Raw genomic sequence first — 14,301 nt, forward strand, 5'->3', positions numbered from 1 at the left:
ATATACAAAAGGAGGGTGCACCATAAATGACCATAGTCAATTATGACACACCCTCGTTTGCTTTTTTATGGCATCCGCCACTCCATAGGTTCAACATACCCCCTATAGCCCTACTTGCCTACTGCTGCTCAATTCCCCAAAATCGCCCCTCACCAACAAAAACACGTCCGCTTGCTTTGAATTGTCTTCCTTTTACATTATCTTTGCACTAAAACCTAACACACACTTCAACCTCTTTCTACTATGGGCCTGTTCGACAAACTAAAGGGTTTCAACGAAACCAACACGGAGGCTGCTAAGCGGCTTTACGACAAAGCGACATCAGAGTACAAGGCGAAAAACTACTATAGCGCCGTAAGACTCTACGAAATGGCGTGGGACAAAGACCCCGACGTGGGGACATTCTTCAACCTCAGTTGCTGCTACTACTTCGAATGGGGCACGTCCAAGGACGAAAAGCGATGCTACGAACTAACCCGACACGCAGCCATCAAGGATCATCCGGCAGCCATGAACAACCTTTCGTTCTTTCTGAACACTGGTTATGGTTGTCAAGAAGACAGGGTGGAAGGGCGCAAATGGTTGGAAAGGGCCGCCAACAAAAACGATGTCAGAGCATGCCGCACGCTCGCACACAATCTGCACACAGAGGCCAAGGACGATCCGAAGTTGCTCGACAGATGCCACAAACTGATCACACGGTGCGCGACCGAAAATTTCAAAGACTCGGTGGCGAAGGTAAGCGAGTGGTTCGGACCCATCAAGGAGGACGAATGGAATGGTATGACCACCGTCGACATGTATAACCGGGGATGCGACTGGATGAACGGCACCAACGGATTCACAAAGAACCTCACCCTCGCCATTCGTTGCTTCGAAGCAGCTGCCGAGCGAAATCATGCGGCTGCCTATTGCAACAAGGGATGGTGCCTGGAGCAAGAGGGAAAGTACGCACTGGCCAACGAGGCTTACCTGAAGGGGGCCAACCTGGGCAACGCCGCGGCCATGGCGAACCTGGCACAAAATCTGCATAACGGAACGGGATGGCCCAAGGACGACACGGCCACACGCTACTACCTAATCATGGCGCAAGAGGCAGGGTCGGAAAGGGCCACAACATTGCTGGCGGAGTTCTTCCCGGAGCCCAAAGAGGAGCCTCAGCCTGCATACGATGAGGAATACGACGAGGACGCATACAGCGATCAGCCATCCGCATACGACATGTATGAGGAGGTCAACGAGCTCGTCTTCAATGACTGGACAAACGAGGAGAAGGTGGAGTATATGATCAACAACATGAACAAGTGCGTAAGCGAGTGGAGGGTTTGGGGAGACATGGATATGTATGACGTGCCAGGGCTTGCAGAAGATTTAATCTACGAGGAAGAATATGACTTGGCTCGCAAACTGCTGCGCAATTGCCTGTCGGTTTGCGAATCCTCCAACGACGCAGGCGGCATCGACGAGGTGAGGTTCCGGCTGGCGTGGGTCTACTATCTCGACTACGATGGCAATGACGAATACAACGCCCCTTACTATCGCTTGCGATTGGCCTATAAGCTCATCATGCAACTTGGAGAAAACCCAAAACTGTTCGGGACGCAATACGAGGATCTCGCCGATTTCTACGACACCTGTTACCGTTATGGCGACGACTATGATCTCCACAACATGCCTGACTACCACATATCTACTTGGTACGGACGACAAGCATACAAGTTTTATTCGAAGGCTGCTGCCGACGACGACTCCTACTACTCCATGCAGCAGCAAGCAAGATACTTGATGAACGAGCCGGCAGTTGTGCCAAGCAACTATCAGAAGGCTGAACTATTGCTGACCAAAGCCGCAAAGAACATAATGGGATCATTAGCCTTATACCTGCTCGGCGAGCTCTACTACCATAACAAATACGGAAGAAGAAACGTAGAAAAGGCTAAGGGATGCTACATCAACTTTATAAACGTGGGATATAGCGTCAATTGCTATCCCTATGAATACGGACAGGCTTGCCACAACGCAGCATCGATCCTGATCGACTACGACGGCAGCAAAGAGGCATTGCATCAAGCGCGTAGCATCCTGAGCGAGGCGCGAAGCCACGATTGGCGCTTCGGCGCCGTCGATCGTCTGTACGGCCGCATGCTCTGTGAAGGACTGGGAGGAGAGCGCGATGTGGCGGAAGGAAGAAGATTGATAGCCGAAGCCTGCGACGATGAGGAGGGGTAAGCCTCTTTCCGCCCTCAATTTTAGGCCACCCTCCACCTCACGGCGCACTTACGCTCATCAACAAAACGCCTGCGACCCCAGCGGTCGCAGGCGTTCTGTATATATGGCCAAAGGCCAGCGAAAGGCGTATCACAAGGATGGCAAAAGCATATCACAAGGATGGCTCGAAGGCTTGCCGAAGGCGGTGCCTGGCAAGATGGGATGCTTACTCCGTGGGGCCAGCGTACTGGCCGATGAAGAAGATGGTGTTGGTGACGCGCTCGGTAATCATGTAGATGAACGGGCGGTTGGCGTGGAACACCACGTGGCGGGGCTCATCGGGCTGATACATCGACATCGTCATGATGGCGGCGGTGACGGCGGCGGCCTTGGTTCCCTTCTCGCTCACCTCAATCTTTGCCTTTTGCAGCATGGTCGACACATACATGGGGGCGTCGGTCATATTGCTGAAATTAGCCTGGCCAGCTTGGAAGATCGACGGGGCGCCAAGGGCTGAGATGGGCTGGTTGAGCGGGGTCTCTGTGGTGGTGGAGAAGCGGGGCAACTTCAGATCGACCAAACACTCGGTCATGTTGGCCTGCAGCTCGGCAAACTTCTTGGCGTTGAGCTGCTGCGCCACCTCGGTGGTCGACTTGCCCTCGGCGGGCAGGATAACGGTCATCGAATAGGTGCCGTTGCCATAAGGAAGGGTCACGGCTGCGTAATCCTTATTGTCGGCATACATGAACTTATGTTCCTGCTGCATCATGTCGACCTTCTTGATATCGCGGGTGAAACCGCGGAACTCCTCCGTCTTGGTCTGGCTCTTGTCGAACTTGGAAGCCCAAGTGCCGTTGAAGTAGATGGCGTTCATCAGCACAGCGGTGGCATTGGCGTCGAGCTGGTCAACGATCTTGGGAATCATGCCGTCGGTTTGCTTGGCACACCATCCGTTGATCTTGCTCAGGGTCTTGGGTGAGGTGAAATCCATGCTCTCCACCTGTGCCTCGAAGAGGGCTTTCATAGCGGTGGCATACTCGTTCTTGAAAGTCACCTGCTTGTTCACGGCGATGCAGTTGGCTATGTTGATCTGGGTACGACGGTCGAGGGCCGACGCATGATTGATAATCGACTTATAGGCGTCGTTGAGCGTCTGCAGCGATGTGCCGTCCTGTCCCAAGGCCTTCATGATCTCGGCCTGCGTAGCGCCTTCAGCTCCATTGGCCAGCATGCCCATGAGGTAGGCCACACTGATGGGCGAGAGAACCTTCGAGTCCATACCCTCCTGGGTGCGGAAAAGGTTGAAGGCAAAGTCGTTGGTCTGGGCCACAGCCTTCTGCTCTGCGTCGCTCAGGATGAGGTATTGCTCATCGAGGTTGCTCTCGATCTTGGTTGCATTCATACTGTTATCCGTCTTCTGATGGTTCTTCTGCGTGGCGCACGAGCCAAGCGTGGTAGCGGCCAGGGCTGCCATAACGGCTGCTTGGCCCATGTGTACGATACTTTTTTTCATATTATAACTAACTTTGTTTTGTTTACGATCCATGCTTTTCAGCTTGTTCATTTACATAAATGCGCAAAAGGTCGAAATATTGCATGGGATGACTAAATATTTTTGCGAAAATCAACGCAAACACGGTTTTTGATCAAAAAAACTTAAACAAGGCAAAACCGTGATGCTCCCATGGCGCATCGGCCAAAGGTTCATCACGGTTGTTGTTATCCTGGAAGGGAATGTGTTCGTGCAGGCTTAGATGCTCTGCAGGAACTTAATGACGGCGGCACGATCGGCCTTGTTGGCATTGTAGAAGTTGAGAGCCGAGTGGTAGGCATGACTCTTCTTGCTATACATGTGCCACAGGATGGCCTCTTCCTCGCTGCGTGCGCGGTTGTCGTGCAGGCGGTCCTCAGCGCCGGTGTTAGAGTATTCCAGTCCACGTCCCCACAGCGGTGTGGTGCGGCACCATGATCCGTGCACATCGTTCTTCATGTAGAGCTTGTGCTGCATGAAGTCGGAGTAGGGATAGATGGTCTGGTTCTTATATTGCGGCAACTTCTTTCCGGCGAGCATCTCCGGCATCCAGTAGTTGTCGTCGGTTGTTTGCCACTTGGCGCGGTGGCATCTTGCGCATCCCCACTCATTGAAGAGCTTTTTGCCCTGCTGCACATCGGGGTCGTTGAGGTTACGGGCACGGGGAATGGCCAGTCCGCGGTGCCACACCATGAAGGCGTAGAACTGGTCGGCCGACTGCTCCGGCTGGAACTTGAACCAAGGGTTGTCGAACTGGTTGGTGCCAGGGCGCAACAGGTTGTAAACGCAAGCCTTGATGCTGTCTACCGATCCGTCGCCGTAGTAAGGCGATGTGGGGTCGTTTTGGATCTTGGTGATCACCTCGGCGTCCTCGCTCATGGCCTTGGCCCATGCGTTGGTGGTGTAGAGATAGGGGCGGTCGGGGCGCGACACGTTGGGAATGTTCCACACGGCGTTGGCGCCGTTGGCGTCAGACAGCACGGCACGCGTCAGGGCATAGCTGTAACGCTTCAGCGCCTTGGTTTGTCCGCTCACACTCTTCGTGCCGTCGGCATATTGGCCATTGGCTACGCTGTAAAGGCTTCCGAAGGTTGAACCGTCGTAGAACGAGGGGTTGACATACTCGGCTGGGTCGAGGCCCGCACTGACAAAGTAGTTGTAGGTCTTCTTGTATTGCGCCTTGATCGAATCCTCGGGGATGGCGTCGATGAGTCCCACGCCCTGCAGGCCGATGGTGCTCTCGATGCGCACGGCATAGTTGGTGGGCACAGGGTTGGTGTGGAAAGCCGATGGGTCGATGTGGACCTCCGGATACTGCAGCGTAGGCATGGCGGTGCCGTCGGGGTAGGTTAACTTGCCGTCCTTCACATGCTGGGCCCACACATCGTTCTTGGCCTCGTTGGTGCCCAGCGTGAGCCACTTCATGTGTATGCCCGTCTCCTCGATGGGCGCCTTAAACGGCTCTGCGGCCTGCGTCTGCGGCATGCCCGTCACCTCGGTGATGAAACCGCCATCGTTCGACAAGCCATCGGAGTTGTCGGCATCGGCACCCGTGGGGTGGTAGATGGCCAAGAGGTAACCATTGCCGTTGGCATACTTGGTGGTGTACTGCGGCATCCATTTGCCATGGCCGTAGTTGGGGTGGCAATCGAAGCACGAACGGCGCACGCTGGCTGGGCCGAGACCCTTAAAGGCGCCCGTGTTCACCGTGTACTGTCGCTCCATGATTTGCTCTCCCTGGAAGAAGAGGTCGAAGAAACTCTTGTTGTTGTCGACAGCTGGTGTCTCATCGGAGAAAGAGCTCGTTCCGATGTTGTCGGTGGTTCCCAGTTCGCCGCCGGGAAGCCATTCGCTCGCTGCGAAGTTGCCCACAGCCTTGCCCACGTAGGCACCGTCATCGATGCCCGGCTTGTCGCCGTTGTTGTCGTCGGTACATGCGGTCATTGTGAGCGCTGCGGCGGCAGCGAGAAGCATGAGTTGCGGATTGAAATGCTTGTTCATAGGTAATGTTTTGTTGTTTGCCGCATAGACGTGGTCACGTACCCTAAGGCAAATGACCACGTCGCGGGAATGATAGTATAATATAAATATTCGGCCAGATTACTTCACCATGATGTTACGAGCACACCATGTGGCAGCCAGGTTGAGCTGGTCGTCGAGCTCCTGAACGGCGTCGATGCAGGTCTTCACCTGAGCGTGTGCAGGATTGTCGATGAAGGCCACACCGCTGTTCTTGGCCGTCTCCAGGCTGCTGATGGCAGCGTTGAGGGCGTTGTTGAGGGCTTCGTACTCAGGATAGTGCTGCTTCATGAAAGCCATAATTGAACCAGCGGCGGGAGTGCTGACGTTCTCGGTGCCGCGCATGCCATAGAGGCTGTTCTTGATAGAGTAGATGTTGTCCTGATAGTCTTGGAACGAACGCTTGCTGTAAGGCGACTCGATGTAATCGCCGGCGTCTTCGCCCTCTTCGCCCACCTCGGGGTGACCGGTGGCCACGCGGTAAGCCTGGCCGAGCTTCTGGGTGTAGACCTCCTGGCTGATGCTTGAGCATCCGCCCTTGAAGATGTTCTGCAGGTTGACAGGCCATGACACAAACAGGCTGGTGGTCTGCCCCACGCTCTTCACGGCCTCGCTATACGACACGCCGTCCTTGGTAAGACCCTTGTAGCGTGTGCCCTCAATCACCCAGTTGGCCGAGGTGGTGAGATAGTTCTTCAGTGTGGCGTCGGCGGTCCACTCATAGGCCAAAAGCGTTGTCATGTTGTGCAGGTCGCCAGCCACAGCGGCAGCGAACGCGGCCTCCTGAGTGGTCTTCACGGTGCGCAACTTGCTTTGGTTGTCCTGCCAGTCGTCGCCCTCCTGGTTCAGGCCGTCGCCCGTTTCATACTCGGCCATGAAGGCGTCGAGCGTGCGGTTCTGTCCGTTGCGGAAGAGCACAAACTCAAGACCGTGGAAGCCCATGGTAGAATCGAACTGGCCATTGCTGGTATAAACAAATCGGGCAGGGTTCTCGCCCGTGATGCCAGCGATGACTGTGGGACTCGTCAGCGCCTCGGCCAACTGCGTCTGGTCGAGTGGCCATGAGTCGATGTGCGGGTCGATATCATCGTTGGAGGCGGCTCCATAGAGGAAAGCCTCGCTCTGCTCCCAATACTTGCGTGCGTTCTTGAAAGCCGTGCAGGCGGCGTCGATGTCGGTCTGTGTCAGAGTTCCAGCCAAGCGCTTGGCGTAGAGGTTCTTGCAGGCGTCGTCGAGCGTGGCGGCAGCAGCTTGCAGGTCGCGGTAGGTGGGGTTCACCACATCGTTGACGTATTGGCCCACGATGTTCTCAAGGGTAGAGGCGCTTGCCTCAACGGTGTTGTCCTCGGGATCGTCGCTGCTGCACGATGTGAAGCCCATGCCCATCATGCCAACGGCGGCGAAGAGCAGAGCGTAGTGGAAAATCTTTTTCATGAGTGTTGTGCTTTATTTAATGTTAAAGAAAGTTTGTTGTCATTTTTAGAGGAAGAAACCCTGGTAAGCAATGCCGATATTGACGGCGGGCTCATCGTTGTAGCCGCTCTTCAACTTGCGGTAGTTGTACTCGGCCTTGATGGCAATCTGCGGAATGGGGTAATAGTTGACACCTGCCGCGAAGATGTTTCTGTTGGTCCATTTCTTCGAGGGCGCATTGACGTACGAGTCGTAGTACTCGTAGTGGCCAAAGATATACAGTTTCTTGTTGTCCTGACGCAGTTTGGGAATCTGCGAGAAGATGTCGTATCCCACTTCGACCATTGTAGCGATGGCGTGGCTTCCGAAGTATTTGCCGTTGCCGCGCTCGTAGGGCGTCACACCGCTTTGCGCCGTGTTGGGGTAGGTAAACTGGGTGATGCGGTTGGCGTCGGTGACGTAGCCATAGTCGATGTTGCCGCGTGCAATCCAGTTGTGGGCGTTGTAGGTGAAGTCGAAACTGCCCAGGTACACGCTTCCCTTGATCTCTTTGCTCGAGCCATACTCCATATCGTGGGGCACACTGTTGTGCATGGCCTGACCATAGTAGCCGCTCACACCGAGGCGAAGGCCGGGCACGCTGTAGTTGTCGATGCGGGCCATGACGCCATACTTGTTGGCCGGCTCAAACTCGAAGGGGCTATGCGACCCTTTCTGAATCCAGTTGGCGCGGCTGAAGTGGAAAGCGTCCAGTCCGGCGATGAACTGGGCCTCGTAGCGCCAATCCTTGATGCGGCCAAAGACGCTCACACCCGTCTGGTGCCATGTGGACGGTAGGATGGTGTTTTCGCCCTCGGGGCGGTACACTGTGAAGAAGTTGAGAGGCTCGTGGTGGGCGTTGACCAATCCGAAGGGCACCACGATGTGTCCGGCGCGTATGTTGAGTGCGCGGCTGAACGTCTTCTGCAGCCAGAACTGCTCGAGCTCCACCTCGCCACCTTTCTCCTGCTCGTTCTCAAACTCGATGGCCTCGTCGGCCTCATACTCGATGGACGAGCCAGTGCCACCGTGCTCAAACTCAATCTCGCTACCCATCGACCAACCCTTTCCGAAGTCGTAGCCCAGGTAGATAACGGCATGGGGAATGTCGAAACGGCCATGGCTCGGGTCGTTCTTATAGGCCGATGGCTTGGTGTAGCGGTTGCCGTTGTCGCTGTAGAAGTTTCGGCTGAAAGCAGCCTCGCCATAACCGCCTACGCTCAGGCGCTTGCCGCCGGCATGGTTCAGCACCGAGTCGGCAGTGCTCACTTGAGCCTGGGCGACGGTCAGTCCGCCAAGAACCATCATGCCTGTGAGCAATCCTAATTTCATTGTGTTCATATAATTATTGTATTGTTTGTTTTTCCTTGTGTAGGGTGCCACCCCTGACGAAGCCGCGCTTCTTTTCGACTGCAAAAGTACGGATTGTGCTTTTTTCACACAATACCCAAAAAACGTGAAAATGAAAGGACGGCAAAACGGGCGGTAGTCATAATTTGTAATTAGAGGAAAAAGAAAAAGTGCAGATGTTGGGTCGCAATCCCGCTGTCAACCAGCCGTCGACAACCCTATGAAGTGGGTCGCGAAGCCAGTTGTCGGCAAGAGAAGGTAACCGTCACTGCACTTTTTGTCCTTTTCTTTGTTAGTCTCTACCAAAAGGAACCAACCCATGTTGGTCTTTCTTTCCACTCCTCCAAGGTCGTTCTGATGACACGGCCTTATGGTGTGGCAAGTGGTTTTTGATGGTTGCAAAGTTAGTAAGGTTTGACAGAATCCGCAATACCTATTAGTGGGTAATGGGATGCTATCCCCATAAGTAGGTATTTTGACAAGTTGGAACCAAAAAGTGGTGACAAACTGTTGCTGGTCTCATGAAAAAATAGTTATTTTGCAATCGAAAAGATATTTATTAAGGTGTAGACGATGAAAATTCAGAAGATGTACGAACCCGATGACAAGCTCATCAACATCATCGGCGACAATTATAACATACTGCAGGCGTTGGGCTGCTTTGGCATCAACCTGGGCTTTGGCGATAAGACCGTGCGCGAGGTTTGTGAAGATCAAAAGGTGGACACCTACACCTTTCTGGCCGTGGTGAACTTCAGCATCAATGGTTATCGCGGATTCGACAACGCCCACCGCCTGTCGGTGCCCACGCTCTTGCAATACCTCAAGGCCAGTCATGCCTATTACATCGATTTTGAATTGCCGTTCATCCGCCGCGAGCTCGAAGAGGCCCTCGATGAGAACGACAACCTGGCCCGACTCATCCTCAAACTCTACGACGAGTATGCCCATAGCATCGTCAACCACATGCGCTATGAGGAGAAAACGGTGTTCCCCTACGTGGAGAAGTTGGAAGCGGGAGAGGCCCCTAAAAACTACGATATCCACATGTTCTCGAAGCATCATGAGCAAACCGACGTCAAGCTGAGGGAGTTGAAGAACATCATCATCAAGTATCTGCCGTCAGACGGATTGCATAACAACCAGTTGTCGGCTACGCTCTACGACATTTACAACTGTGAGGACTGGTTGGCTCAGCACGCCCAGGTGGAGGATTACATCTTCATACCTGCCATCCGCGAGCTGGAGCGGCGCACCAAGCAAGACGACGTGACGGTGAAAATCTCAAACATGATCAGTCAGAACCCCGACTCGCAAGAGAAGCTGTCGGACCGAGAGAAGGATGTTATTGTGGCCTTGGTGCAAGGCATGAGCAACAAGGAGATAGCCGACCATCTGTGCATCTCCATCAACACCGTGATTACCCACCGTCGCAACATCGCCCGAAAATTGCAGATCCACTCAGCCGCCGGACTCACCATCTACGCCATTGTGAACAACTTGGTGGACATCAGTACGGTGAAGCTATAAGAGCGGGACAACAAAACAGGCATAAAACGAGAGCCCTTATATAATAAAAGGTGAAAGAAAGGGTTATCATTGAACAGACGTATCATAGTAAAACAAAGAAGTAACGGATGGAACGCCCAAAGATAGCTGTGGTGGATCCCAACACGCTCGCCGTGATGGGACTGCGCCAAATGTTGCAAAACGTAATGCCCATCATGACCGTTGAGGCCTTTGGCTCCTTTGACGATCTACTGATGCACGACCCCGAGCGGTTCGTGCATTACTTTGTGGCACAAAGCGTGGTGCTCGAGAACCGCCCCTTTTTTCTCGACCGACGCCATAAGACCATTGTCACCACGCTCTCGCAAAATCCGCAGACACAGTTGAGCTCGTTCCATAGTCTCTGCATCAACCAACCGGAGGAAGACTTGGTGCGCGATTTGCTTCACCTGGAACAGGGCGCCCATGCGGGTGGTCGCAACCTGCCGCCCATGCCGAAGGCGCTGGCCGAGAAGGTGCTTAGCGACCGGGAGATTGAGGTGCTGAGCCTTGTGGCACAGGGATTGATCAACAAGGAGATTGCCGACCAACTCAACATTGGCCTTACCACCGTGATAAGTCACCGAAAAAACATACAGGAGAAACTCGGCATGAAAAGCGTGTCGGCCCTCACCATCTATGCTGTGATGCACGGATACGTAGACATCAATCATATTTAGCCCAAATCCAGATGGAGGATAAGGGCGCATTGCCGATGTGGACCCATGTGCGCTACCGCTGACCATGACGTGGTATGGGGCAGCAAAAAATAGCCTTTCCCAATGGTTGTGGGAAAGGCCTTATTGTTTGTTGTTGGTGGTGTGATAACGCCAGAAAGGCTTCTCAGCCCCTATTGGGGTGCTGTTACAACAAGGGTGCGAGCAGGTGGGCGAACCATCCGCGGAAGCGTTGCCAAGGCGTGCGCCATTGCTTCCATTTCTCAGGAGTGAGCAGGAACGATTGGCTTTTCTCGCTGTCGAAGAGGCGATTGAGCTCGTTGGTGGTGCATGGGTCGATGATGACGGCGTTCTCTTCGTAGTCCCATGAGAGACTGCGGGCGTTGAGGTTGGCCGAGCCCACGGTGCAGAAGCGCCCGTCGACCATGATGACCTTGGTGTGATGGAAGCCCGGCTTGTACATCCACACGGTGCATCCCCGCTTCATGAGCTTGTGGGCGTTGTAGAAGCCACAGTCGGGTGTGAGCGGGATGTCGCTCCTTATCGATAGCATAATCTCAACCTTTACACCTCGCTTGACGGCCTTACGCAGCGCCTTCTTCACACCATGGTTGAGCGTGAAGTAGGGGTTGATGAGTTTGATGCTGTCCTTCGCCAGGTTGATGGCGTTGGTGTAGAAGTCGCGAATAATCTTGTTGGATGTGTGGGGCTCGCGGTTGATGATGCCCACTTTCTTGTGTCCGGCGGTGCAACAGGTGTCGGGCTTGAGGCCCATGAAGTAGTCGTCGAGACCCAATCCGCGGAAATACTGAGGGCCATGGATGTTTTGCTTCGTAACCTTGTTCCACATGCGGAGGAAGATGGCCTGTAGCGTGTTGACCTCCGTGCCCTGTATGCGGCAGTGCATGTCGTGCCATTCGCCCACTTGGGGTGTGCCTTTGATGTAGTAATCGGCCACGTTCATGCCACCGGTATAGGCTATCAGACCATCGATCACCACAATCTTGCGGTGGTCGCGGCTCCAAATGTCGTTGATGAAAGGAAAGCGAACGGGGTTGAACTCATAAATCTCGATGCCTTTGGCCCGTATGGAGTCGAGATCGGAACGGCGCATGGGCTGATTGTTGCTGATGTTGCCAAAGCCGTCGAAGAGCAGTCGCACTTCTACGCCCTCTTTCACCTTGGGAGCCAGATGGCTGATTAGCAATCGGTTGATGGAGTCGTTACGGAAATTAAAATACTCCATGTGGATGCTCTTGCGGGCTTGGTCGATGGCCTTGAAGAGGTCGTCGAACTTCTCCTGTCCGTTCATGAGCAGCGTTACCTGGTTGTCGTTGGAGAACGTAACGCCCACCTTCTGTAAGTGGGCTACCATCAAAGAATCGCTCGTCTGGGCCTTTGCCGTCGAAGGAACCGACAGGATTAGACCCAGAAGAGCGGTAATGAGAAATGTTGTCATGTATTCTATTTATTCGTTGTTCAGGCCCAACGCTGTGTGCCTGCGCCCCATCAGCCCGTGTTATTGGTTGAGCATTGATGTGGCGTAACTGTCGACAATGCCCAGCAAATGGCGCTTGTTGTCGCATACGAGCACCGAGTGGATCTTGTGGCGGTGCATGATGCGTTCTATCTCAGATATCTTGGTGTTTGTGGAAACGATCTTTGGGTTGCGTGTCATGATGTCGGCAACGGTGCGGTCGAAGAACTCAGCCTGCCAGCGCTCCATGGCGCGTCGGATGTCGCCGTCGGTGATCAGCCCGATGACACAGCCCTTCTCGTCGAGCGACACACCCATGCCGAGCTTGCCTTTCGACACGTGGATGATGGCCTGTCCCAAGTGCATGTCCTGAGGAACGATCGGCAGATCGTCGGTGCGCATCACGTCCTCGGCCGTGGTGAGCAATCGCTTGCCCAGCTCGCCGCCCGGATGGAATTGTGCGAAGTCGCGTGGACGGAAGTCGCGCACCTGCATCAGCGCAATGGCCAAGGCGTCGCCCATGGCCAAGGCGGCAGTGGTCGACGATGTGGGGGCCAGGTTGAGCGGGCACGCCTCGTGGTCGACAAACACCTTGATGTGGACCGTTGAGTATTTGGCCAACAGCGAGTCGGGATTGCGGCTCATTCCGATGATGGGCACGTGCATGTGCAGCAGGATGGGCACAAAGCGCAGCAACTCGTCGGTCTGGCCAGAGTTGCTGAGCGCCAGCACCACGTCGTCGGGGGTCATCACGCCAAGGTCGCCGTGGTAGGCGTCGAGGGGGTTGATGAAGAAGGCGGGCGTTCCTGTCGACGACATGGTGGCCGCAATCTTCTGGCCGATGTTTCCGCTCTTACCTACACCCGTGACGATGACCTTGCCGCGGCAGTGGTAGATGAGGTCGACGGCGCGTGTGAAGTTGTCGTCGAGTTGAGGTATGAGGTCGAGCACTGCTTGCGCCTCGTCGCGTAAGCATCGTTCGGCGTATTTGAGCGAAAACGAAATGTTGGCGGCTGGCATGGAAGAATTTTGCATGATGGTGGTAGTATAGATTGGTTTTGTTTCCTACGGAGAAGGCTGTGGGCCTGCCACGTGGGTGGGGGTGTATAATATTAGGTGAATAGGCTGCGCTTTGGTGCTATGCGAGAAGCTCGCGCACCAAATCTTCGAGCTTGCTTAGCTCCAGCATGTTGGCGGCGTCGGACAGGCCCTGGTCGGGGGTGGGGTGCACCTCGAAGAAGTAGCCCGTGGCGCCAAACGCCTTGGCGGCCTTGGCCATGGCCGGAACGAATTTGCGATCGCCCACGGTCTTGCCGTCGCCTGCCGATGGGCGCTGCACGCTATGGGTGCAATCCATGATGACCTGTGGCACAATCTCCTTCATGTCGGGTATGTTGCGGAAGTCGACCACCAGGTTGTTGTAGCCAAAACTGTTGCCGCGCTCGGTGAGCCACACCTCGCTGGCGCCGCTGTCCTTGGCTTTCTCCACAGGATAGCGCATGTCGCGTCCAGAGAGGAATTGGGCCTTCTTGATGTTGACCACCTTGCCTGTCTTGGCGGCGGCCACCAGTAGGTCGGTCTGTCGGCACAGGAAAGCGGGAATCTGCAGCACGTCGCACACTTCTCCGGCGGGCTGGGCCTGCCAAGCCTCATGTATGTCGGTGGTGATGCGCAAACCGTACTTGCTCTTTACGGCGGCAAGCATTTGCAGGCCCTTGTCGATGCCGGGGCCGCGGAATGAGTGGATTGATGTGCGGTTGGCCTTGTCGAACGAGGCCTTGAAGATGATATCGGTGCCAAGATGGGCGTTGATGTCAGTCAGTTTGGCGGCTACGGTGTCGAGCAGCTCGGCCGACTCGATGACGCAGGGGCCAGCTATGAATGTTGGTTGCATGTGGTTTCTCCTATTTATTAGATATGCAAAGTTATATAAAAGACCTTGTAAATACGAATGTTTAACAGGATTTTAATAGTTTGGCGTAAAAAGTAACTATTCAGCGGTAGCGCTGCACCCTTAATCCATAATTGAAATATACTGC

10 protein-coding genes are annotated in these 14,301 nt (G+C 54.5%); 3 read left to right on the top strand and 7 right to left on the bottom strand.

Annotated features, from left to right (window positions below):
• Positions 1-243: 243 nt before the first annotated feature.
• A complete protein-coding gene (locus WKK33_RS11170; protein WP_337933907.1) occupies positions 244-2,229 on the top strand; it encodes a hypothetical protein in 1,986 nt (661 codons plus the stop codon).
• Positions 2,230-2,434: 205 nt separating this feature from the next.
• Here the strand turns inward: WKK33_RS11170 and WKK33_RS11175 are convergent, their stop codons facing one another.
• The 4 genes from WKK33_RS11175 to WKK33_RS11190 all read right to left on the bottom strand — a co-directional run bounded on the left by WKK33_RS11175 (position 2,435) and on the right by WKK33_RS11190 (position 8,551).
• Positions 2,435-3,721: a serpin family protein gene (locus WKK33_RS11175; RefSeq protein WP_337933909.1), complete on the bottom strand. Its 1,287-nt coding sequence runs from the start codon at positions 3,719-3,721 to the stop codon at positions 2,435-2,437.
• A gap of 237 nt (positions 3,722-3,958) precedes the next feature.
• Complete coding sequence (locus WKK33_RS11180) at positions 3,959-5,740, bottom strand: di-heme oxidoredictase family protein (RefSeq protein WP_337933911.1); 1,782 nt, start codon at positions 5,738-5,740, stop codon at positions 3,959-3,961.
• Between the two features lie 99 nt (positions 5,741-5,839).
• Positions 5,840-7,192: an imelysin family protein gene (locus WKK33_RS11185; protein ID WP_287768583.1), complete on the bottom strand. Its 1,353-nt coding sequence runs from the start codon at positions 7,190-7,192 to the stop codon at positions 5,840-5,842.
• A 45-nt stretch (positions 7,193-7,237) separates the two neighbouring features.
• The gene (locus tag WKK33_RS11190) at positions 7,238-8,551 is read right to left on the bottom strand and encodes a hypothetical protein (RefSeq protein WP_337570205.1); all 1,314 of its coding nucleotides are present in this window, start codon (positions 8,549-8,551) and stop codon (positions 7,238-7,240) included.
• Between the two features lie 582 nt (positions 8,552-9,133).
• Here WKK33_RS11190 and WKK33_RS11195 point away from each other — a divergent pair.
• Together WKK33_RS11195 and WKK33_RS11200 are read left to right on the top strand one after the other, a co-directional pair.
• The gene (locus tag WKK33_RS11195) at positions 9,134-10,090 is read left to right on the top strand and encodes a LuxR C-terminal-related transcriptional regulator (protein ID WP_337933913.1); all 957 of its coding nucleotides are present in this window, start codon (positions 9,134-9,136) and stop codon (positions 10,088-10,090) included.
• A 107-nt stretch (positions 10,091-10,197) separates the two neighbouring features.
• Positions 10,198-10,788, top strand: coding sequence for a LuxR C-terminal-related transcriptional regulator (locus WKK33_RS11200; protein WP_337933915.1), 591 nt, complete (start codon positions 10,198-10,200; stop codon positions 10,786-10,788).
• 184 nt (positions 10,789-10,972) lie between these two features.
• Here WKK33_RS11200 and WKK33_RS11205 read toward each other — a convergent pair whose 3' ends face one another.
• The 3 genes from WKK33_RS11205 to kdsA all read right to left on the bottom strand — a co-directional run bounded on the left by WKK33_RS11205 (position 10,973) and on the right by kdsA (position 14,156).
• The gene (locus WKK33_RS11205; protein ID WP_337933917.1) at positions 10,973-12,244 is read right to left on the bottom strand and encodes a phospholipase D-like domain-containing protein; all 1,272 of its coding nucleotides are present in this window, start codon (positions 12,242-12,244) and stop codon (positions 10,973-10,975) included.
• A 60-nt stretch (positions 12,245-12,304) separates the two neighbouring features.
• A complete protein-coding gene (locus tag WKK33_RS11210) occupies positions 12,305-13,282 on the bottom strand; it encodes a KpsF/GutQ family sugar-phosphate isomerase (RefSeq protein ID WP_337933921.1) in 978 nt (325 codons plus the stop codon).
• 118 nt (positions 13,283-13,400) lie between these two features.
• Entirely contained in the window at positions 13,401-14,156 is a 756-nt protein-coding gene (kdsA, locus tag WKK33_RS11215; protein ID WP_337933919.1) for a 3-deoxy-8-phosphooctulonate synthase, read from the bottom strand.
• Between the last annotated feature and the right edge of the window lie 145 nt (positions 14,157-14,301).

Origin of the sequence: Hallella sp. (genome assembly GCF_037460745.1) — a bacterium.
Taxonomy (GTDB): domain Bacteria; phylum Bacteroidota; class Bacteroidia; order Bacteroidales; family Bacteroidaceae; genus Prevotella; species Prevotella faecis.